We start from the raw sequence: 20,722 nt of genomic DNA, 5'->3' as shown, positions 1-20,722 counted from the left end.
GCCGCCATCTGGCACAACCGAGCCACCGCAACACCGATCACCAGGTCACTGATCGCTTACGACCACTGACCAGCACTTCGGACTTACTCGTCTAGCAGGCCGCCGCTCACAGCCGCTCAGAACTCGACCAGCAACCGCTCCAGGCCCCGGATGACGTAACCGTCCCGCCAGCGCGGCTCCTCGACGAGCCGCAACGGCGGGACGCCGTCCGCCAGCAGCGCCCCGAAGGACGCCTCCAGCTCCCTCCGCGCCAGCGGCGCCCCCAGGCAGTAGTGGATTCCGGCCCCGAAGCTCAGGTGCGGGTTGTCGGCCCGTACGAGGTCCAGCACGTCCGGGTCGGCGAACCGCGCGGGATCCCGGTTCGCGGAGCCGAAGAGCAGCGCCACCTCGGCCCCTCGGGGGACGACGGTGTCCCCGATCCGGATCTCGTCGAGCACCCAGCGTTCGAACATCTGCAGAGGTGTGTCGTAACGCATGAGTTCATCCACAGCTGTGGACAACTTTTCGGGATTGCGCCTGAGGTCCGCCAGCTGGGCCGGATTGCGGAACAGCGCCCACCACCCGTTGACGGTCGTGTTGACCGTCGCCTCGTGTCCGGCGTTCAGCAGGAGCACACAGGTGGAGATCATCTCCTGCTCGCTGAGCCGGCCCTCGTCATCGTGGGCGGCGATCAGTCCGGAGATCAGATCCTCGCCCGGGCGCGCCCGCCGTTCGGTGATCAGACCCCGCAGGTAGGAGCTGAACTCCACGCTGGCCCGCACCGCCCGCCGGGCCGTCTCCTCGTCGGGCCGGAGCTCGAACATCCCGCAGATGTCCGCCGACCAGGGCCGCAGCAGCGCCCGGTCCGTCTCCGGAACCCCCAGCAGCTCCGCGATCACGGCGACCGGCAGCGGCTCGGCCACGGCGGTGAGCAGATCCCCGCCCCCGTCCGCGAGCAGCCGGCCCACCAGCCCCTCGGCGAGGCGCCGCACGGCGGGCACGAGCCGCTCGACCGTGCGCGGGGTGAAGGCCTTCGCCACGAGCCTGCGCACCCGCGCGTGCGCGGGATCCTCCAGGTCCAGCAGGCCGTTGCCGTTGAGCACGTGGAAGGGCTCGTGCTCCGGCGGCGGGGCCTCCCGGCCGAACTCCTCGTGCGAGAACCGGTGCAGGTAGGTCCGCCCCAGCCGCCGGTCCCGCAGCAGCGCGCTCACGTCGGCGTAGTGCGGCACCAGCCACTGCCCGGTGGCCTCCCACCACAGGGCCCGCCCCTGCTCCCGCAACTCCCGGTACGCCGGATAAGGATCGGCGACGAACCCCGCGTCCCACGGATCAAAGCCCATCCCCGCAGCCTACGACGGGGTGACCAGCCGGGTCTCGTAGGCGAACACCGCCGCCTGCGTGCGGTCACGCAGACCAAGCTTCACCAGGATGCGGCTCACATGCGTCTTGATCGTCGATTCGGCGACCACGAGCCGGTCGGCCATCTCCGCGTTGGACAGCCCCTGCGCGATCAGTACCAGCACCTCCGTCTCCCGCTCCGTCAACTCCCCGACCCCGGCGGGGTCGGTGAACCTGCGCGCCTCCGAGAGCTTCGAGAACTCCGATATCAGCCGCTTGGTCACCGACGGCGCCAGCAGAGCCTCCCCGTCCGCCACGATCCGTACGCCGTCGGCCAGCTGACGGGCCGACGCGTCCTTGAGCAGGAACCCGGAGGCCCCGGCCCGGAGCGCCTGGTACACGTACTCGTCGAGGTCGAAGGTCGTCAGGACCAGTACCTTCGCGTCCGTGTCGGCCGCCACGATCTCCCGCGTCGCCTCCAGCCCGTTCATCTCCGGCATCCGGATGTCCATCAGGACCACGTCCGGCCGGAGCGCCGCCACCTGCGCGACGGCCTCCCGGCCGTCGACGGCCTCGCCGACCACCTCGATGCCCTCCATGGCGTTGAGCAGGACGGAGAACCCCTCGCGCACCATCATCTGGTCGTCGACGATCAGCACCCTGATCGTCATGCCGGCCCCACTTCGGACGCCGCCGGGGCCGCCGCCTGGGTCGCCGCCGGCGCCGGAGCGGGACGGTTCGGCACGGGTATGAACACCGCCACCTCGTACCCCCCTGCGGCCGTCGGGCCGACCGTCATCTCCCCCTCCAGCATGGCCACCCGCTCCCGCATCCCGGTGATCCCGTGCCCCGCGCCGGGCGAAGGCCGCACATCCCCGGTCGGCGCCTCATTGACGACCCGTATCCCCAGCCCGCCCAGCACGTAGCTGACCTCCACCCCGGCGGCCGCACCCGGCGCGTGCCGCAGCGTGTTGCTCAGCGCCTCCTGAATGATGCGGTACGCCGACAGCTCCACCCCCTGCGGCAGCTCCCGCACCGCGCCCGTCACCGTCTTGTCCACGCTCAGCCCGGCCTCCCGCACATTGGCCAGCAGTCCGTCCAGCGAGGCCAGCGTCGGCTGCGGGGCGTCCGGAGCCTCATAGTCCGCGGAGCGCACCACACCCAGCACGCGCCGCAGCTCGGTCAGGGCCGCCACCGCGTTCTCCCGGATCGTTGCGAACGCCGCCTCCAGCTCCGGCGGCGGGTTCTTCACCCGGTACGGCGCGGCCTCCGCCTGGATCGCCACCACCGACATGTGGTGGGCCACCACGTCGTGCAGCTCCCGCGCGATCGTCGTCCGCTCCTCCAGCAGCGTCCGCCTGTCCCGCTCGACCGCCGTGACCTCCTGCTGCGCGCTCACCTCGGCCCTGGCATGGCGGCGTATCTGGACGCTGCTCGCGATCACCAGGGCGAAGGCCGAGGTCACCGCCATCTCGGGCAGGTTCGTCCCGTATCCGTAGTCGGAGCCGTTCCTGAACACCACCGAGACGGCGAAGCCCAGGGCGAGGGTCAGCGTCCACATCCACGCCGCCACCCGGGGTCCGGTCCGCAGCGTGACGAGGACCATCACCGCGATGTACGCGAGGAAGCTGCCGGGGGTCCACGGCCAGCTCGCGCCACCGCCGAGCGCGGCGAACACCAGCGTCAGCGCGACGGCCGCCCACCACGCGGCCACCGGCCGGACCAGCGTCATGAGGACCGGGGCCGCGGCCATCATCCCCAGGAGCAGCTCGCCGGCATCCCCCAGGTAGCTCGACTGCGAGCCCGCCGTGAACACGATGACGAAGAGTGCCAGCGCCCCCACCATCGCGTACCGCGTCCACGGGAAGTACTGGCGTATCGCCTGGGGAAGGCGCCGCACGAACCGGCCGGGCGTCTCCTGGAGCGGCAGCGGCCGGTAGGCGAAGGCATGCGTGACGAGATCCTGGCGCAGGGTCTCGATCACCCCCGATGCCAGTCGGAACTCGGGTGTCCGGGCTGTCCCCCCGGTGGTCGTCTCGGTCATAACAGAACCGTAGGTCCGCGGCCCCGTGGCCCGCGTCGCCGCAGATGGGGATTTCCCGGGGTCCCTCTCAAGTACTACCCGGGGCAGATCAGTAGCCCGTTGGGCGGACCAGACCCGTCTCGTAGGCGAACACCGCCGCCTGGGTGCGGTCCCGCAGGCCCAGCTTCACCAGGATCCGGCCCACATGGGTCTTCACCGTCTGCTCCGCCACGGTCAGGTGCGAGGCGATCTCCGCGTTCGACAGGCCCTGGGCGACGAGCGACAGGACCTCCGTCTCCCGGCCCGTCAGCTCGTCGATCCGCGCCCGCGACGGAGCGCGCGGCGCGCCCAGCCGGGAGAACTCGGTGATCAGCCGCTTCGTGATGTTCGGCGACAGGAGCGCCTCCCCGGCCGCGACCACCCGCACCGCCTCCGCGAGCTGGTCCGCCGACGCGTCCTTGAGCAGGAAACCCGAGGCCCCTGCCCGCAGCGCCTCGTACACGTACTCGTCGAGATCGAAGGTGGTCAGCACGAGCACCTTCACCTCGGCGCCGGGCGTGCCGGTGATGACGGAGGTGGCCTCGATGCCGCCCATCCCCGGCATGCGGATGTCCATCAGGACCACGTCCGGGGCCAGTTCGGCGACCTTCGCCACCGCATCGGCCCCGTCCACGGCCTGGCCGACCACCTCTATGTCCGGCTGGGCGTTCAGGAGCACGGTGAAGCCCTGCCGGACCATCATCTGGTCGTCGGCGATCATCACCTTGATCGGGGTGGTCATGGTGTCCTCTTCGGCTCGGGAGAGGAGACGCCACGCAGGGCGGGCGCATCCATCGGCAGTACGGCGGTCACCTCGTACCCGCCGCCGGGGCACGGGCCGGCGGCCAGTTCGCCCCCCAGCATGCCCGCCCGCTCCCGCATCCCCAGCAGCCCGTGCCCCGCTCCGGGCGAGGGCGGGACCGGCCGGGTCGGCGCGGAGTTGGCGACGCACAGGTGCAACTCGCCCGGTCCGTAGGCGATACCGACCTCCACCCGCGAACCGGGCGCGTGGCGCAGGCAGTTGCTCAGCGCCTCCTGGATGATGCGGTACGCGGTCAGTTCGGTGCCGGGTGTCAACGCTCGCCGGACGCCCGCCACTTCGACGGTGACGTCGAGCCCCGCCCCCCGCACGTTGTCCACAAGCCCGTCCAGTTCGGCCAGGGTGGGCTGCGGGTGGTGCGGGCCGGCCGGATCGTCCGGCTGCTCGGAACGCAGCACGCCCAGCACCCGGCGCAGTTCCGTCAGGGCCTCCAGCGCGTTCTCCCGTATGCCCGCCAGGTTCTCCTTGAGCTCCTCGGACGGGTTCTCCACGAGGTGCGGGGCGACCTGTGCCTGGATGGAGATGACGGACATGTGGTGCGCGACGACGTCGTGCAGCTCGCGCGCTATCCGGCTGCGCTCCTCCAGCAGGGTGCGCCGGGCCCGCTCCTCCTCGGTGAGGGTCTCCTGTTCGACCAGCTCGCCGCGGGCCAGGCGCAGGGCGCGCAGCGCGTAGCCGAGGAGTGCGACGAAGCCGAAGAGGAGGGCGGTGCTCGGGACCGTGGTCGCGCTGTGCTCCGGCTTCGAGGCCAGCTCGGCCAGCCCGGTGAGGGCCAGCGAGACACCGGTGACCCAGACGGTCACCCGGGCCGGCACCCGCAGGGCGACCAGCAGCAGCACGGGGGCGAACGCGAACATCCCGCCCGGCATCCAGGGCCAGGTCTGTCCCGGTCCGGCTTGGTCGTGGATCATCCAGGCGATGAGGCCGGCGGAGAGCAGGCCGAGCCACCACGCGGCGATCGGGCGGAACATCGCGAGGACTATGGAGACGCCCGTCGTGATCGCGAGCACCAGCGGCGGCCCGCCCTTGACGTGGTAGTGGTCCTGAAGCTGCTCCGTGGTGAGGAAGCCGAAGAACAACGCCAGGTAGACGACCAGCACATGGGGCAGCCGGGCCAGCCAGCGGGGCCGGGACAGGGCGGGCAGCGGATCGCGGCCCAGGGTGAACAGCTCCGGCACCGGCGAGCGGGACAGGAGGTCGCCGATGCGGCTGCCGAGCGCGGCGCCGGGACCGGCGGGGTCGGCCGGGGGCCGGGACTGTTCGATCACACGGGCCAGCCTAGACATGAGCGACTCCCTTGCCGGGGGCGTGGGTACGAGAGACGCCTCGGTCAACAGCGGTACGGCGGCGGGTGCGAGTGGTCCGGGCTGCCCCGGTGGCCGCGCCCCGCCGGGGCCGGGCCCCCTGTTCGTAGGTGCGGAACGCGGCCCAGCAGAGGGCCAGGGCGGCGGCGAACACGGGCAGCCACAGCAGGCGGGCCGCTATCCAGACCGGGGACCCGGGCACCGTGTGCAGGCCGGGCAGATCGGCGGGGACGAGCAGCCCGAGCGAGGTGACGGCCATCATGGCCGTCTGGTGCCACAGGAAGACCGTCATCGCGGAGAGGTTCACCAGGGCCACCTTCGCCCAGGCGGCGGGCCGGCGCATGGCCCGTGCCAGCGGCTCGCGCACGAGCAGCGCCAGCCCGCACTGGCCCAGTCCGAAGGTGACCGCCGCGAGCGTCGGCGGGTTCAGATTCGACACCGCGGCCCCGGGGACGCCCACCATGGACGCCGGGTACCCGCCCCACAGGACCAGCACGGCGGTGGCCACGGCTCCCCCGCCCAGCAGCAGGGCCGGCGAGCGGCGGCCGGAGAACGAGCCGGAGGCCCAGGCGGCGCCCACGGTGTACGGCACGAGCCAGCCGGCCGCCACGTTCACCCAGCCGACCCACTCGGGCCCGCCGAGCCCGAACCGCCACACGTCCACCCCCGCGACCACGGCCAGCGGCCACACCGGGCCGAGCCGCGCCACCAGCGGTGTCGCCGCCGTGAGCGCGGCGAAGACCAGGAGGAACCACAGCGGCGACAGGACCAGCCTCAGCAGCGTCTGCACGGTACCCGGTTCGACACCGCCGATCAGCATCCCGGCCGTGACCACGGCCCACAGCGCGAGCACGGCCGCGACCGGCCGGAAGAGCCTCCCCAGCCGCTGCCCCACCCACGTGCCGTACGAGGACCCGCGGGCCCGGGCAGAGGCGTACCCCTTGGCGGCGACGTGGCCGCCGACCAGGAAGAAGACGGCCAGGGTCTGGAACACCCAGGACACCGGGGCCAGCCAGGGCATGTGCACCAGCGGACTGGTGGTGCCCAGACCGCCGTCGGCGGTGGTCAGCGCCGTGACGAGCCAGTGGCCGAGGACCACGCCCAGGATCGCGACGGCCCGCAGCGCATCCACGCCCCGGTCCCGGTCGGCAGGGGTCTCCGCATCGATCCCGGCGGCCAGAGCGCCCCAGTGGGCGCGGAGCTCACGCACGACGGTCCTCCGAGGCGGTGCCGATGACGATCGCGGCCAGGCTGTCGAGGGACTCGGTGCCGGGCTTGAGGTAGTCGCTGTGCCCGCCGGTGCCGGCGGCGAAGGCCCTGGCTCCGAAGGCGGGGTCGACGGGATCGGCGCCGAAACCGATCCCGCCGAGCCGGACGTGCGGGACGTCGGCGATCCAGTCCCCGCTGCCGCGCCCGGCCCAGACGCGGGCGTCCGTCGGCAGCTCACGGGCGGACGAGGCACCCGTGCCCGGACTGCCGAAGAGCGCCATGTCGGTGACCGCGGGCCCGGTCGGCGTGCGGGCGCAGACCACGGATCCGTACGAATGGCAGAGCAGGGAGAGTCGCGAGCCGGGCGCGGTCATGCCGGTCAACCGGTCCAGGAACGGAGCCAGTTCGGATGCGGCCTCGTCCGCCCGGTCGGCGGTCAGCACGGTCGTGCTGACCGTGCCGGGGGTGTCGTACCCGAGCCAGGCCACCACGGCGGAGCGGGGATGCTCGGCCTGGAGACGCTGCTGAAGGGCGACGGCCCCGGCACGGAACCTTTGGTAGGTGTCCAGGGTCGTATCGGACCCGGGCACCAGGACGGCGACCCGGTCGGCGGTCTCCAGTTCCCCGAGCACTTCGACGGCCCGCCCCCTGCCGCGGCCGTCGAAGGCGAGGAACCGGCCCGTGCCGGCCGCCTCCATGGCGCGGAGCTTGGCGGCCCGGCCCGTGCGGCCTGCCTCCTCGGCCATCCGTGCCGCCTCGGCGAGGCCGGCCCGGTTGGCCGCGTACCGGCTGTTCGGTGTGGCGTTCTCGGCGAAGGCCGTGGGCGGGGGAGCGGGGACGTCGGCGGAGGCGGCGGCGGAGACGGGGAATATGACGGCCGTGGCGACCAGCGCCGCCAGCAGGGTGCGACGCGTGCGGCCGCGGTTGCCGTTCGCCGCACCGGTGATTCGCGCCCTGCCGGCCCGCCGCACCGTGCCCGCCCGTCGCGCCGTGCCGGTCTTCCGCTCCCCGCCCGCCCGCCGCGCCGTGCCCGTCTTTCGCTCCGTGCCCGTCCCCCGCGCCGCCATGATGACTTCTTCCTTCGGTCCGGAAGAGCCCTCTGCGCCCTTCTCTTGATCCGAAGTTAGAAATCAGGTCCCCTCGTCGGCGTCACGCTGGAGAGCCGTGTTCGTGCGTAGCTCTCAGGTATGACGAGGGGTACCTGAGAGCCAAGTCCAGCGGGCGATGCCATGGTTGACGGTGTCTCACCCATCGGCGCGGCCCGAGGGCGCGATGACGGCGTCCAGAGCTGCCGAGAGGCGTTCCAGGACCCGGGCCGTCTCCGCGAAGGCCGCTTCGCCCAGTTCGGCCTCCAGGCGGGCGGCCAGGGAGGCGTGGCCGGGGTTGATCCGGGCGATCGCCGCGCGTCCCTCTTCCGTCGGGCGGAGCAGTTTCGCCCTGCGGTGGGCCGGGTTCGGGACGTACTCCGCCAAGCCCTTAGCGGCCAGCAGGTCCGCGATGCGCTGGACGCTCTGCCGGGTGATGCCCATCTCGCGCGCGATGCCCGCCACCGGGAGGGGTTCGCGCAGCACCGCGCCCAGTACCTGCCACCAGGCGGCGGTCAGCCCGACCGGCCGCGCCAGTTCCTCCGAGACGGAGAGGAACTGGCCGTTCAGCCGGAACACCCCGAGCGCGGTCCGGCTCAGCAGGTCCTGGCGGGCCCGCAGGGATCCGGGCTCCGGCTCGGGCAGGGGTCCTGGCCCGGGCTCAGGCATCGCCCGACTCCGCGGCCGCCATCAGCACGGGGAACGCGCTCTCGTCCGAGTCGTGGAAGAGCCGGTACCACGCGTCCAGCACGTCCGGCTCGTACACGTCCAGGCGCGCGAAGACCTCCCGGGCGAAGGCCACCGGTTCCGTCGGCCCCGCCGTGATCAGGTCCCCGTCCGTGACCGCGTCGGCCTCGACGTAGCGCTCGGCGCCCCCGTACCCCGGCTGCGGCGTCAGGTAGGAGGAGGCCGCGCTGGTGTGGGCCCTGTCGTCCAGCACGCCCGCCCGGGCGAGCCCGGCCGTGGCCCCGCAGATCGCCGCGACCGGGACGCCGGCGGCCAGGAACTCCGCCGCCTTCGCCGCGAACGGCGCCAGCTCGTCCCCCGCGTCCCACAGCCCGGCCCCGGTGAGGATCAGCAGCGAGGAGTCCTCCGGCCGCAGCTCGGACAGCGCCATGTCGGGCAGGACCCGGACGCCGCCCATGGTGGTCACCGGCTGTCCGGCGGCCGTGCCGACCGTGCGGATGCGGTGGCCGCGCTGGGCGAGGTGGGCCGTGGTGTGGCCGGTCTCCCAGTCCGCGTACGTGTCGTAGACCGCGAGGTGGACCGGCTTGCGGCCGGTTTCGTGCCGGGAGTCCTGCGTCGTCTCGTTCATGATCTGTCGCCTCCAGAGAGATGCGAGAGGTGGGAGAGATGCGAGAGGTGCGGAAGGTGTGAGCTGTGAGGTGTGAGCTGCGAGCGGGTGCGAGCCGCGATAAGAGACCGGGCCGGACCGTCGATACGACAGCATTCTGTCGTATCGACAGGATACTGTCAATGAACCTGATCCGACGGCCCGGCGCAGACAGACTGCCGAGACCCGCCCCCCACCCCCATACAGTCCGCCGATATCGGTCCCCACCTGCACACTTCTAGCGTGACGACATGACCCCTCACCCCGCCCCGCACACCCTTGCCGAAGTCAAGGACGCCGACCGGAAGCACGTGTTCCACTCCTGGTCCGCCCAGGCCCTGATCGACCCGCTCGCCGTCGCCGGAGCCGAGGGGTCGTACTTCTGGGACTACGACGGCAACCGCTTCCTCGACTTCTCCTCCCAGCTGGTCAACACCAACATCGGCCACCAGCACCCCAAGGTCGTCGCCGCGATCCAGGAGCAGGCCGCCCGCCTCTGCACCCTGGCCCCCGGCTTCGCCGTCGACGTCCGCTCCGAGGCCGCACGCCTCATCGCCGAGCGGACCCCCGGCGACCTCGACAAGATCTTCTTCACCAACGGCGGTGCCGAGGCCGTCGAGAACGCCGTCCGCATGGCCCGCCTGCACACCGGGCGTGCCAAGGTGCTCTCCACCTACCGCTCGTACCACGGCGCCACCGCCGCCGCGATCAACCTCACCGGCGACCCGCGCCGCTGGCCCTCCGACACGGCCGCCGCGGGCGTCGTGCACTTCTGGGGCCCGTTCCTCTACCGCTCGCCCTTCCACGCCACCACCGAGGCCGAGGAGTGCGAGCGCGCCCTCGCCCACCTCGCCGACACCATCGCCTTCGAGGGTCCCGGGACCATCGCCGCGATCATCCTGGAGAGCGTGCCCGGTACCGCCGGCATCATGACCCCGCCGCCCGGCTACCTCGCGGGCGTGCGCGAGCTCTGCGACCGCCACGGCATCGTCTTCGTCCTGGACGAGGTCATGGCCGGCTTCGGCCGCACCGGCAAGTGGTTCGCCGCCGAGCACTGGGACGTCACGCCCGACCTGCTCACCTTCGCCAAGGGCGTCAACAGCGGTTACGTGCCGCTCGGCGGCGTCGCCATCTCCGGCGCCATCGCCGAGACCTTCGCCACCCGTCCCTACCCGGGCGGACTGACGTACTCCGGCCACCCGCTGGCCTGCGCCGCCGCCGTCGCCACCATCAACACGATGGAGGAGGAGGGCATCGTCGAGCACGCCGCCCACCTCGGCGAGAACGTGATCGGCCCCGCGCTCGCCGAGATCGCCGAGCGGCACCCGTCCGTCGGCGAGGTCCGCGGGCTCGGCACCTTCTGGGCGCTGGAGCTCGTACGGGACAAGGAGACGCGCGAGCCGCTCGTCCCGTACAACGCGGCCGGCGCGGACAACGCCCCGATGGCCGAATTCGCCGCGGCCTGCAAGGCCTCCGGCCTGTGGCCGTTCGTCAACATGAACCGCACCCACGTCGTCCCCCCGTGCAACATCTCGGAGGCTGAGGCGAAGGAGGGCCTGGCCATCCTGGACGAGGTGCTGGCGGTCGCGGACCGGCACACCACGTCCGGATCGTCCGCCGCGTCCGCGTAGCGGGCGGCCGGTGGGCGGTGGATCCGTATATCGACCGCCCACCGATCGGTTTCGGCCGGGCTGTCTGGCCTAAGGTGTCCGGAGTTCTACTACAGGAGACGGACCCTTATGCCAGGCAGCGGAGCTGTCACCCGCAACACACTTCGCCAGCAGATCGCGGACGCGCTGCGTGACGAGGTGCTCGCGGGACGCCTGCCGCCGGGGACCGAGTTCACCGTCAAGCAGATCGCCGAGCAGTACGAGGTCTCCGCGACCCCGGTGCGCGAGGCGCTGGTGGACCTCTCGGCGCAGGGGCTGCTCGAACTGGTACAGCACCGCGGTTTCCGCGTGCGCGTCCTGTCCGTCGACGACTTCCGGGGCATGGTCGAGGCCCGCTCGCTGGTCGTCGACGGGATCTTCCGGCAGCTGGCCGAGCGGGGCACCGGCCCCGGCTGCGGCGAGAAGCTGGTGTCGGTGCGCCGCCGGGCCGAGGAGGCGCAGAAGGCGGCACGCAGCGGTTCACTCGAAGTGCTGATCGGCTACGACCTGCGGTTCTGGCGGGAACTGAGCGCGCTGGTCGGCAACGACTACATCTCCGACTTCCTGCACCGGATCCGGGTGCAGTGCTGGGTCTTCGCCGTGCCGCACCTCCAGCGCGATCCGCGGCTGCGGGAGACGCTGTGGGACGGGCACACCGACCTGGTGGACGCGGTGACGCTGGCGGACGCGGATGCGGTGCGGGGCATCGTGGCCGGGTACAACCAGCACGGGCTGGACTGGGCGGCCCGGCTCTAGCGGGTGCGGGCCGTGGCCGAGGCGGGGCCGTTCCGCCACCGGTCCGTGGCGCGTCCGTGCCGCGTCCGTGGCGCGCCCGCGGCCTGTGCGCGGCCGACCCGCGGGGGCTTCGGGCGCCGAGGTTCTCCGCACCCCTTCGCGGAGTGTGTTCGGCGCATTACTCTGGCCCGATCGGCGGCAACGACTGATCGGAGCCCGCGTGGCCTGTGACCTGTGGCTGGTCCCCCTTGTCGACGTGCTGTGCCACAGCCCCGACAACCCCTTCGCGGAAGAGATCGCCTCGTACGACAAGGCGCTGGGCGAGGCCGGACTGCCGTCCGTGCCGGTGTTCGCGTACATGCCGGGGCTGTCGGGGGACGTCGCCCCGGTGGCCGGATTCGACTACGACGCCCTGCACTTCCTGCGGCGGGCGTACCTGCTGCAGATCTGCGGGCTGCCGGTGACCCCGGTGGACGAGCTGGGCGGGGACTACGAGCAGCTCCTGGAGATGTTCGAGCCCACGGCGCAGCAGTCGCACCTGGTGTGGCACTACGACCACGCGGGGGCGTACGTCCCGGTGGACTTCGCGGCGCCGCTGGCCAACGAGGAGCTGCTGGCGGGGGGCGGGCCGCTGGGGTCCGCGCAGGGGTTGCTGCGGGAGCTGGTGTTCGTGGCGCCGGCCATCGGGATAGACCCGGGGAACCCCCCGGCGGCGCCGGCGCCGCCGGGGCGGCCTACGTCGCTGGAGGAGCCGGCGGGGCCGATTCCGTACGACGACAGTCCGTTCGCGCGGGAGCGGCACGTGTGGCTGGGGCTGCATGCGGCGGCCACGCGGAGCCTTGGGCAGGGGTCGATGATCATCTTCAGCTGAGGCGGCTGGCTTGCTGGCCGGCTGGCCGGCCGGCCGATCGGGCCGATCGGGCCGTGGGGGTGGGTGGGCCGCCGCCGGTGGTGGGGTGGGTGCGGGTTCCGCTGCGCGGAGCCGGTCCCCGCCCCGCCCTTTCACCGTTTCCCGGGGCTCCGCCCCGGACCCCGCGCCTCAAGCGCCGGCGGGGCTGGAGTTGCCGCCGGAGGGGTTGGAAAGACCCGGGGCCGGGGTCAGCGGGGTTGTTCCGGGGGGCGTTGGCGGGGCATGTTCGGGCGGGTGCCCGGGGGGAGGGGGAAGCGGGCCGGGGGGATGTACGCGTCCGGACGGGAGCCCCCCGCGCCCAGCGACTGCATCACCAGCGGTGCCGGGCCCGAGCTGAACTCCACCATCCACTCTGCGGTCTCCGAGCGCACCAGCTCCGTCACGTCCTCCGAGAACCGCCGCAGGACGGTGAGGCAGCGCTCCGCGGCCTCGCTCGCCGTGCCCTCCGTCGGGCCGAGCACCTCGCGCACGTTCTCCGAGGCCCAGTCGAACTGGAGGGTCTGCAGGCGCCGCTGCACGGCCTGGGCGGTGGCGACGTCCCGCATCCAGCCCGAGGTCAGCCCGAAGAACCGGTCGCAGGCCAGGCAGGCCGCGCCCAGCAGCAGTGCCAGGAAGCCGTACGAGGACGCGCCCGGCGCCGAGCCCGTCAGCTCCAGCAGCGGCATCGCCGCGCCCGTGATCGCGCCGGCGGCCGTCCCGACGCGCATGATCCGCGCACCGCGGCGCTTCCACGCCCGGTCGGACAGGTACCACTCGGCGGTGCGCAGCGCGTCGGCCTCGACCCGCCGGTAGAGCTCGTCCAGCCGCTCCGCGGGCTCGCCCCAGTCCCCCAGGGGGAAGGGCCGGCCGGTGAGATCGCCCGCCGCCATCGGTCCGCCGCCCTCCTCCCGGGGATCCCGGGGTGGCCCCTCGGGCTGCATCTCCGGCTGGCTCACCCGGCACTCCCTCTGCCTGCGCTGACGTGTGGTGGTGCGCGTGTGCGCAATGGTGCGCATGCTCTTCCTACCTTCGAAAGAGGTGCGGTGGGCGCCGAATCCCGCGATTTCCGCTCGCAAGGAGGGCTCCATCAGGTACGCGTGCGCCCCGTCTCTCACTCGAAAGAGTTGGTCCTCACGGCGTAGGGCGCGGTGCCCGGGGAGCACGTAGGCTCGGATTGACCAAGCGTCCCGACGGTATGGAGTGAGTTACCCGTGATTCCCGGTGGTGGCCAGCCCAACATGCAGCAGCTGCTCCAGCAGGCCCAGAAGATGCAGCAGGACCTCGCCGCGGCCCAGGAGGAACTGGCGCAGGCCGAGGTCGAGGGCCAGGCCGGCGGCGGTCTCGTCAAGGCGACCGTGACCGGCTCCGGCGAGCTCCGCGCCCTGGTGATCGACCCGAAGGCCGTGGATCCGGAGGACACCGAAACCCTCGCCGACCTGGTGGTGGCGGCGGTCCAGGCGGCCAACGAGAATGCGCAGGCGCTGCAGCAGCAGAAGCTGGGCCCCCTCGCCCAGGGTCTGGGCGGCGGCGGCATCCCCGGTCTCCCGTTCTAGCAGCGAGCAGCACCCGGCAGCACCCGCCAGTACCGAGCAGTACCGAGCAGCACCCGTCAGCACCTGGTACTACCCGGCAGTACCGAGTAGTACCGAGCAGTACCGACCGTCACAGAGGAAGAAGGCAGTCCGTTGTACGAAGGCGTGGTCCAGGACCTGATCGACGAACTGGGCAGGCTGCCCGGCGTCGGGCCCAAGAGCGCGCAGCGGATCGCCTTCCACATCCTGCAGGCCGAGCCCACCGACGTCCGCCGCCTCGCGCACGCGCTGCTGGAGGTCAAGGAGAAGGTCCGGTTCTGCGTGGTGTGCGGGAACGTGGCGCAGGAGGAGCGGTGCAACATCTGCCGCGACCCGCGCCGCGACACCACGGTCATCTGTGTCGTCGAAGAGCCCAAGGACGTCGTCGCGATCGAGCGGACCCGCGAGTTCCGGGGCAAGTACCACGTCCTCGGTGGCGCGATCAGCCCGATCGAGGGCGTCGGTCCCGACGACCTGCGCATCCGTGAGCTGCTGGCGCGACTGGCGGACGGCGAGGTGACCGAGCTGATCCTGGCCACCGACCCGAACCTGGAGGGCGAGGCGACCGCCACCTACCTCGCCCGCATGATCAAGCCCATGGGCCTGAAGGTCACCCGCCTGGCCAGCGGGCTCCCCGTCGGGGGAGATCTGGAGTACGCGGACGAGGTCACGCTCGGGCGGGCCTTTGAAGGAAGGCGACTTCTCGATGTCTGACGCAACCCTGCACGCCGTGGGAATGGATCCGGACGACTTCGCGGCCTCGATCGCGGACCAGATCGAGTCCTTCATCGTCGCGGTCACCGAGGTGGCCAAGGGCGAGGACCCGGACAGCGCCGTGCCCTTCCTCCTGCTGGAGGTCTCCCAGCTGCTGCTCGCGGGCGGCCGGCTGGGCGCGTACCAGGACGTGCTGCCCGAGGAACGCTACGAGCCCGACCTGGGCCCCGAGCCGGACGTGGACGAGCTGCGCGAGCGGTTCGCGATCATGCTGGAGCCGGTCGACGTCTACTCCGAGGTCTTCGACCCGTACGAGCCGCGCAAGGCCCCGGTGGCGCACCGGATCTCCGACGACCTGGCCGACGTGGTCGCCGACCTGCGGCACGGCCTGATCCACCTCCAGGAGGGCCGGGTCACGGAGGCACTGTGGTGGTGGCAGTTCTCGTACTTCACCAACTGGGGTCCGACGGCCTCGGCGACTCTGCGGGCCCTCCAGTCCCTGATCGCGCACGTACGCCTCAACCAGCCGCTGGCCGCCCTGGACGGCCTGGACACGGACGAGGACCTGACCGAGGACGACCTGGCGGAGCAGGCCGGCCAGGTCATGGCCGAGGAGCTGGGCGGCCTCGGCCGCAGGTAGCCGCGGCTCCCGGCGGACGGGGGAACCCATCCTTTGGTCATCTCGTCTCATGATGTGGTACGAGGCGGTCGGATCGCGGTCGCTCGTTAGACTGCACCAGCAATTGACGGACTGAGCGAGGAGCGCACGTGGGCCTTGTCGTGCAGAAGTACGGAGGCTCCTCCGTAGCCGATGCCGAAGGCATCAAGCGCGTCGCCAAGCGGATCGTGGATGCCAAGAAGGACGGCCACCAAGTGGTCGTCGTGGTGTCCGCGATGGGCGACACGACGGACGAGCTGATCGATCTCGCCGAGCAGGTATCCCCGATGCCGGCCGGGCGCGAATTCGACATGCTGCTGACCGCCGGAGAGCGGATCTCCATGGCCCTGCTGGCCATGGCGATCAAAAACCTGGGCCACGAGGCCCAGTCGTTCACCGGTAGCCAGGCAGGCGTCATCACCGACTCGGTCCACAACAAAGCGCGCATCATCGATGTCACGCCGGGCCGTATCCGCACCGCGCTGGACGAGGGCAACATCGCCATCGTCGCCGGTTTCCAGGGCGTGTCCGCAGACTCCAAGGACATCACCACCCTGGGCCGTGGCGGCTCGGACACCACCGCCGTGGCGCTCGCCGCGGCGCTGGACGCCGAGGTCTGCGAGATCTACACCGATGTCGACGGCGTCTTCACCGCGGACCCCCGCGTCGTGAAGAAGGCCAAGAAGATCGACTGGATCTCCTCCGAGGACATGCTGGAGCTCGCCGCCTCCGGCTCCAAGGTGCTGCTCCACCGCTGTGTCGAGTACGCACGCCGATACAACATCCCGATCCACGTCCGCTCGTCCTTCTCCGGACTGCGCGGCACCTGGGTCAGCAACGAGAAGCCGCAAGGGGACGAGCAGGTGGAGCACGCCATCATCTCCGGAGTCGCTCACGACGTCTCCGAAGCCAAGATCACGGTCGTCGGGGTCCCGGACAAGCCGGGCGAGGCGGCGGCGATCTTCCGCGCCATCGCGGACGCCGAGATCAACATCGACATGATCGTGCAGAACGTGTCGGCGGCCTCGACGGGCCTCACCGACATCTCCTTCACGCTCCCCAAGGCCGAGGGCCACAAGGCCATCGACGCCCTGGAGAAGGCGAAGGGCCAGATCGGCTTCGACTCGCTGCGCTACGACGACCAGATCGGCAAGATCTCCCTGGTCGGCGCGGGCATGAAGACGAACCCGGGGGTCACCGCCTCCTTCTTCCAGGCACTGTCCGACGCGGGCGTCAACATCGAGCTGATCTCGACCTCCGAGATCCGCATCTCGGTCGTGACCCGCCAGGACGACGTCAACGAGGCCGTCCGCGCCGTGCACACGGCCTTCGGCCTGGACTCCGACAGCGACGAAGCCGTCGTCTACGGAGGCACCGGACGATGACCGTCGCCCGGTCCTCCGGCCCGGCGCTCGCCGTGGTCGGAGCGACCGGAGCGGTCGGCACCGTCCTGCTCCAGATGCTGTCCCTGCGGGCGGACGTCTGGGGCGAGATCCGCCTGATCGCCTCCACGCGTTCGGCCGGCCGCATGCTTGCCGTCCGCGGGGAGGAGACCGAGGTGTTCGCTCTCACCGAGGACGCCTTCGAGGGCTTCGGTGTGGGCGATGTCGCCCTCTTCCTGACCCCGGCCGAGGTCTCGGCCCGCTGGGCCCCCGTCGTCGCCGCGCGCGGCACCGTCGTCGTGGACCAGTCAGACGCCTTCCGGGAGGATCCCGAGGTGCCGCTGGTGGTGCCCGAGATCAACGCCCACGCCGTACGGATGCGCCCGCGCGGGATCGTCGCCGCCCCCGACACCGTGACCGCCGCGATGATCGCCTCCCTCGGCGCGCTGCACGCCGAGTACGGCCTCGCCGAGCTGGCCGTCTCCACGTACCAGGCCGCGAGCGCCGCGGGCCGGCCCGGAACCGAGGCACTGCGCCGCCAGCTGTCGCTGGTCGCGGGCACCTCGTTGGGCGAGCAGCCCGGGGACGTGCGCGCCGCCGTCGGCGAGGACACCGGCCCCTTCGCGGCGCCGCTCGCCCTCAACGTCGTGCCCTGGTCCGGTGAGCTGTGCGAGGGCGGCTGGTCCTCGCACGAGCTGGCCGTACGGGCGCAGACCCGCCGGATTCTCCAGCTGGACCGGCTCCCGGTGGCGGTGACCTGCGTGCAGGTCCCCGTACTGACCGGGAATTCGCTGACGGTACGGGCCCGGTTCGAGAACGTGGTCGACGCCGCGCACGCCCGGGAGATCCTCGACACCGCCCCCGGTGTGGTGCTCGTCGACGATCCGGCGGCGGGGGAGTTCCCGACCCCGGCGGACGCCGTCGGGACGGATCCCGCCTGGGTCGGGCGGGTACGGGCCTCGCTCGACGACCCGTACTCGCTGGAGTTCTTCGTGTGCGCCGACAATCTCCGCAAGGGCGCCGCCCTGAATGCCACTCAGATCGCGGAACTGATCACAGGTGAATTTGCGTAATTCGCTTTGTAGGATCGGACCTGATCCCTTGATCAAGGTGATGGCCCGAATGCCGTCTCGATAGGACGGGGCAATCGGGAAGAGCGGGTACGCATGAGGGCAATAGGGATTTCGCCGGGCCGGCTGCCTCGCGCGTACAACCCTGACGGGGGGACGGGTGTCCTACAGGCGTGGCAGAGGCACTCCTCGAACTGGCAGTTCCGCCGGTGCGCACCGGGCTCATCCCGTCGCCCCGGGGCCTGCGCGCACCCGGCACGCCCCTGGGTGGGGTTTCCGTGATCGTGCCCGTCCCGCCGGCCGGGCCCTCTCAGACGCCTGTGCGGCCCGCCGTCCCGACCCGGAGCGGCCTCGTGCCCGCACCGCGCGAAAGCGCTGACGCGGGCGGGAGCGGCCAGGGCGAGGCAGCAGGGGCGGCTGGGACGGCCGAGGTCGCGGAGGCTGGTGAGGCTGCCGAGGCTGCCGAGGCTGCCGAGGTGAAGGAAGTGGTGGCCGGCACCACCGTCGACCACCTCACCGAGACCTACCAGGCGCACTACCGCTCGCTGCTCGGCCTCGCCGCGCTGCTCCTCGACGACACCGCCTCCTGCGAGGACGTCGTCCAGGAGGCGTTCATCCGCGTCCACTCGGCCCGCAACCGCGTCCGCGACCGCGACAAGACCCTGGCGTACCTGCGCCAGACCGTCGTGAACCTCTCGCGGTCGGCCCTGCGCCGGCGCATCCTCGGCCTCAAGCTGCTGTCGAAGCCGATGCCGGACATGGCGAGCGCCGAAGAGGGCGCCTACGACCAGCTGGAACGGGACGACCTGATCCGGGCGATGCGCGGACTCCAGCGCCGCCAGCGCGAGGTGCTGGTCCTGCGCTACTTCGCGGACATGACGGAAGCCCAGGTCGCCGAGACGCTGGGGGTATCCCTCGGCTCGGTGAAGGCGTACGGATCGCGGGGCATTGCCGCGCTGCGGGTGGCGATGGAGGCTGCGCAGTCATGATGGACGACCACACCGCGCCGGGCGGCGCGAGCGAGGAGCAGGCGCTGCGGGGCCTGCTGCGCGGGGCCGTCGAGGGCCTGGAGCCCTCCGAGGGCGCGCTGGAGCGGCTGCGGTACGCGGTCCCCGCCCGCCGGGCCCTGAAGCGGCAGGTCCTCATCGGCGCGGCGTCGGTGGCGCTGCTCGCAGGGGCCGCGATCCCGGTCGCCCTGCACCTGACGTCCGCCGAGGGCACCGCCCCCGAGCACTCGACGATGGCGGGGCACGACTCCTCCTCCGGCGGCAAGCCCGGCATCAAACCCTCCGATCCGCACCAGAACGGCTCGGGAGCCGCCCCGAAGTCCACCCACTCCACCGGAGCCGGCCCCGTCGCGGGCGGCGCCACCGGTCAGCCGGGCGCCACCGCGGGCGCCTCTGCGGGCGGGGCGACGGCAGGCCCGTCCGGCAGCGCCGGCTCGGCCGGACCCGCCGGCGCGGGAGGCGCGGTGGTGGGACCGGGGCCGCTGCCCCCGGTGGCCGCACCGGGGCTTCCGGTGCCGGGATGCGGGGCCGCGCAGCTGGGCGTGGTGGGCTCGGCCCGCCCCCCGGAGGCCGACGGCAAGGTGTACGGCAGCTTCAAGGTCACCAACGTGTCGGCCGAGAACTGCGCGGTCACCGGCCCGGACACCGTCACCGCGGCCGGCTCCGCCACGGGCCCGGGCGCGGCCGTCCCCGTCGTCGGCCACACGGCGGGGGACCCGGCGAGCGGACTCCTGCCGGACCCGGCGAACCAGCCGCCGGTGCTGATGCTCCCGCCGAACACGGCGTACGAGGTCCGCTTCGCGTGGGTGCCGTCCGGCGAGCCCTGTACGGAGACGACCTCGGGCACCAACCCGAAGCCCGCGGCCGGCTCCGCCGCGGAGCCGGGAGGCACCGGTACCCCCGGAGGGACCCAGGGCGGCGTCACCCCTCCTGCGGGCACGGCAGGCGTCGAGGTCTCCCACACCCCGCAGCCGGGCTCCCCGACCACCCAGACGACCATCCCCCAGGCCTGCGGCGGCACGGTCTACCGCACGGCCCCGATCCCGGTGGAAGCCCCCAAGCCGTAGCGGCTCCGCCGGGGTCAGACCCGTTCGGCCCGCTCCGCCCCGGCCGGCGACGCCTCCGGCAGCAGCCCCGCCTCGGCGTCCCGCAGCGTCTCCACCTCGCGCCGGTACAGCCGTACCCACATGAACAGCACGAAGGCGACGAAGACGAACCACTCGCCGGTGTACCCGAGGTTCTGGAAGGCCTTCAGATCGAGCCCGGTGTTGACCGGCGCCTGCGCCGGCACCGGACGCATGCCGTCCACCGGCGTCTGCACCGTCAGCCACGCGTCGTACAGGTCGTACGGGACGATGTTGACCAGCGAGGCCGCCCCGATCACGCCCAGCTGCCCGGCCGGCAGGCCGCCCGCCGCGTGCACGCCCTTGCTGCTGGAGCTCTCCGAGGCCTGCAGCGCCCCGGTGACCTCGACCCGGCCCGTCGGCGCGGCCGGCGCCTTCGCCGGGTCAGCCGCTCCCGGCAGCCAGCCCCGGACCACCGGGACGGCCTTGCCGGAGTCGGTCTTCAGCAGGGTCAGCACGTAGAAGCCGGTCTCGCCGCCCAGCAGCCGATCGGGGACCAGCAGCTGCTCCCCGTACTCCCCGGAGGCGGACGCCAGCCGTCCGGAGGTCTTCGTGTCCACCGGGAGCAGCGAGTCCAGCGGCGCGGCCACCCGGTCGGCGGGCCGTTCGGCGCTCGCCTCCCGGTGGCTGTCGACGCGGTCCTCGAAGCGGCCGAGCTGCCAGGACCCCATGAACAGGCAGAAGGGGACGGCGAGCGCGACGAAGACGTTGATCCCCCACCAGCGCGGGGTCAGGAGAAACCGGTGCACCCCACCACGGTACGGGGGGTGCACCGGTCACCACCGGGCGGCCC

The 20,722-nt window shown here is 72.3% G+C and carries 21 protein-coding genes; 10 read left to right on the top strand and 11 right to left on the bottom strand.

What is annotated here, in order from left to right; all coding sequences use genetic code 11:
• Nucleotides 1-116 precede the first annotated feature (116 nt).
• The 9 genes from ACZ6Y1_RS36510 to ACZ6Y1_RS36470 all read right to left on the bottom strand — a co-directional run bounded on the left by ACZ6Y1_RS36510 (nucleotide 117) and on the right by ACZ6Y1_RS36470 (nucleotide 9,112).
• Nucleotides 117-1,319 (bottom strand): cytochrome P450, encoded by a 1,203-nt coding sequence (locus ACZ6Y1_RS36510; RefSeq protein ID WP_469640293.1) that lies wholly within the window; start codon nucleotides 1,317-1,319, stop codon nucleotides 117-119.
• A 9-nt stretch (nucleotides 1,320-1,328) separates the two neighbouring features.
• On the bottom strand, nucleotides 1,329-1,988 hold the full coding sequence (locus ACZ6Y1_RS36505; RefSeq protein ID WP_469640291.1) for a response regulator: 660 nt from the start codon (nucleotides 1,986-1,988) through the stop codon (nucleotides 1,329-1,331).
• Nucleotides 1,985-3,361 carry a sensor histidine kinase gene (locus ACZ6Y1_RS36500; protein WP_469640289.1) on the bottom strand — a complete coding sequence of 459 codons (1,377 nt, stop codon included), beginning with the start codon at nucleotides 3,359-3,361 and terminating at the stop codon, nucleotides 1,985-1,987. Before ACZ6Y1_RS36500 ends, ACZ6Y1_RS36505 begins: the two co-directional genes overlap by 4 nt.
• A gap of 88 nt (nucleotides 3,362-3,449) precedes the next feature.
• A complete protein-coding gene (locus ACZ6Y1_RS36495) occupies nucleotides 3,450-4,121 on the bottom strand; it encodes a response regulator (RefSeq protein ID WP_469640287.1) in 672 nt (223 codons plus the stop codon).
• A complete protein-coding gene (locus ACZ6Y1_RS36490) occupies nucleotides 4,118-5,467 on the bottom strand; it encodes a sensor histidine kinase (protein ID WP_469640285.1) in 1,350 nt (449 codons plus the stop codon). The genes ACZ6Y1_RS36495 and ACZ6Y1_RS36490 overlap by 4 nt, the downstream gene beginning before the upstream one ends.
• A gap of 10 nt (nucleotides 5,468-5,477) precedes the next feature.
• Complete coding sequence (locus ACZ6Y1_RS36485) at nucleotides 5,478-6,713, bottom strand: acyltransferase family protein (RefSeq protein ID WP_469640283.1); 1,236 nt, start codon at nucleotides 6,711-6,713, stop codon at nucleotides 5,478-5,480.
• Nucleotides 6,706-7,779 (bottom strand): alpha/beta hydrolase, encoded by a 1,074-nt coding sequence (locus ACZ6Y1_RS36480; RefSeq protein WP_469640281.1) that lies wholly within the window; start codon nucleotides 7,777-7,779, stop codon nucleotides 6,706-6,708. Before ACZ6Y1_RS36480 ends, ACZ6Y1_RS36485 begins: the two co-directional genes overlap by 8 nt.
• A gap of 177 nt (nucleotides 7,780-7,956) precedes the next feature.
• A complete protein-coding gene (locus tag ACZ6Y1_RS36475) occupies nucleotides 7,957-8,466 on the bottom strand; it encodes a MarR family winged helix-turn-helix transcriptional regulator (protein ID WP_469640279.1) in 510 nt (169 codons plus the stop codon).
• Complete coding sequence (locus ACZ6Y1_RS36470; protein WP_469640277.1) at nucleotides 8,459-9,112, bottom strand: DJ-1/PfpI family protein; 654 nt, start codon at nucleotides 9,110-9,112, stop codon at nucleotides 8,459-8,461. Before ACZ6Y1_RS36470 ends, ACZ6Y1_RS36475 begins: the two co-directional genes overlap by 8 nt.
• A 269-nt stretch (nucleotides 9,113-9,381) precedes the next feature.
• On the opposite strand from ACZ6Y1_RS36470, the gene ACZ6Y1_RS36465 reads away from it, so the two are divergent.
• The 3 genes from ACZ6Y1_RS36465 to ACZ6Y1_RS36455 all read left to right on the top strand — a co-directional run bounded on the left by ACZ6Y1_RS36465 (nucleotide 9,382) and on the right by ACZ6Y1_RS36455 (nucleotide 12,385).
• The gene (locus ACZ6Y1_RS36465; protein WP_469640275.1) at nucleotides 9,382-10,761 is read left to right on the top strand and encodes an aminotransferase class III-fold pyridoxal phosphate-dependent enzyme; all 1,380 of its coding nucleotides are present in this window, start codon (nucleotides 9,382-9,384) and stop codon (nucleotides 10,759-10,761) included.
• A gap of 108 nt (nucleotides 10,762-10,869) precedes the next feature.
• The gene (locus tag ACZ6Y1_RS36460) at nucleotides 10,870-11,535 is read left to right on the top strand and encodes a GntR family transcriptional regulator (RefSeq protein ID WP_469640273.1); all 666 of its coding nucleotides are present in this window, start codon (nucleotides 10,870-10,872) and stop codon (nucleotides 11,533-11,535) included.
• 199 nt (nucleotides 11,536-11,734) lie between these two features.
• Nucleotides 11,735-12,385, top strand: coding sequence for a hypothetical protein (locus ACZ6Y1_RS36455; RefSeq protein ID WP_469640271.1), 651 nt, complete (start codon nucleotides 11,735-11,737; stop codon nucleotides 12,383-12,385).
• A 227-nt stretch (nucleotides 12,386-12,612) separates the two neighbouring features.
• On the opposite strand, the gene ACZ6Y1_RS36450 is transcribed toward ACZ6Y1_RS36455, so the two are convergent.
• The gene (locus tag ACZ6Y1_RS36450; protein ID WP_469640270.1) at nucleotides 12,613-13,359 is read right to left on the bottom strand and encodes an SLATT domain-containing protein; all 747 of its coding nucleotides are present in this window, start codon (nucleotides 13,357-13,359) and stop codon (nucleotides 12,613-12,615) included.
• A 255-nt stretch (nucleotides 13,360-13,614) separates the two neighbouring features.
• On the opposite strand from ACZ6Y1_RS36450, the gene ACZ6Y1_RS36445 reads away from it, so the two are divergent.
• From ACZ6Y1_RS36445 to ACZ6Y1_RS36415, 7 genes are all read left to right on the top strand, one after another.
• A complete protein-coding gene (locus tag ACZ6Y1_RS36445; protein WP_451180559.1) occupies nucleotides 13,615-13,956 on the top strand; it encodes a YbaB/EbfC family nucleoid-associated protein in 342 nt (113 codons plus the stop codon).
• 132 nt (nucleotides 13,957-14,088) lie between these two features.
• The gene (gene recR / locus ACZ6Y1_RS36440; RefSeq protein WP_403874772.1) at nucleotides 14,089-14,688 is read left to right on the top strand and encodes a recombination mediator RecR; all 600 of its coding nucleotides are present in this window, start codon (nucleotides 14,089-14,091) and stop codon (nucleotides 14,686-14,688) included.
• Nucleotides 14,681-15,328 carry a DUF5063 domain-containing protein gene (locus ACZ6Y1_RS36435; protein WP_469640267.1) on the top strand — a complete coding sequence of 216 codons (648 nt, stop codon included), beginning with the start codon at nucleotides 14,681-14,683 and terminating at the stop codon, nucleotides 15,326-15,328. The genes recR and ACZ6Y1_RS36435 overlap by 8 nt, the downstream gene beginning before the upstream one ends.
• Nucleotides 15,329-15,456: 128 nt before the next feature.
• Nucleotides 15,457-16,731, top strand: coding sequence for an aspartate kinase (locus ACZ6Y1_RS36430; RefSeq protein WP_469640265.1), 1,275 nt, complete (start codon nucleotides 15,457-15,459; stop codon nucleotides 16,729-16,731).
• Nucleotides 16,728-17,801 (top strand): aspartate-semialdehyde dehydrogenase, encoded by a 1,074-nt coding sequence (locus ACZ6Y1_RS36425; protein WP_469640263.1) that lies wholly within the window; start codon nucleotides 16,728-16,730, stop codon nucleotides 17,799-17,801. The genes ACZ6Y1_RS36430 and ACZ6Y1_RS36425 overlap by 4 nt, the downstream gene beginning before the upstream one ends.
• A gap of 239 nt (nucleotides 17,802-18,040) precedes the next feature.
• A complete protein-coding gene (locus ACZ6Y1_RS36420) occupies nucleotides 18,041-18,787 on the top strand; it encodes a SigE family RNA polymerase sigma factor (protein ID WP_469640297.1) in 747 nt (248 codons plus the stop codon).
• Nucleotides 18,784-19,872: a hypothetical protein gene (locus tag ACZ6Y1_RS36415; protein ID WP_469640259.1), complete on the top strand. Its 1,089-nt coding sequence runs from the start codon at nucleotides 18,784-18,786 to the stop codon at nucleotides 19,870-19,872. Before ACZ6Y1_RS36420 ends, ACZ6Y1_RS36415 begins: the two co-directional genes overlap by 4 nt.
• Nucleotides 19,873-19,886: 14 nt before the next feature.
• Here ACZ6Y1_RS36415 and ACZ6Y1_RS36410 read toward each other — a convergent pair whose 3' ends face one another.
• Nucleotides 19,887-20,678, bottom strand: a complete 792-nt coding sequence (locus ACZ6Y1_RS36410; RefSeq protein WP_469640257.1) for an SURF1 family protein — start codon at nucleotides 20,676-20,678, stop codon at nucleotides 19,887-19,889.
• Nucleotides 20,679-20,722: the final 44 nt, after the last annotated feature.

This window comes from Streptomyces sp. NPDC053432 (genome assembly GCF_055585365.1).
Note: the sequence above shows the minus strand (reverse complement) of the source record. Positions and strands in the feature narration are given on the sequence as shown.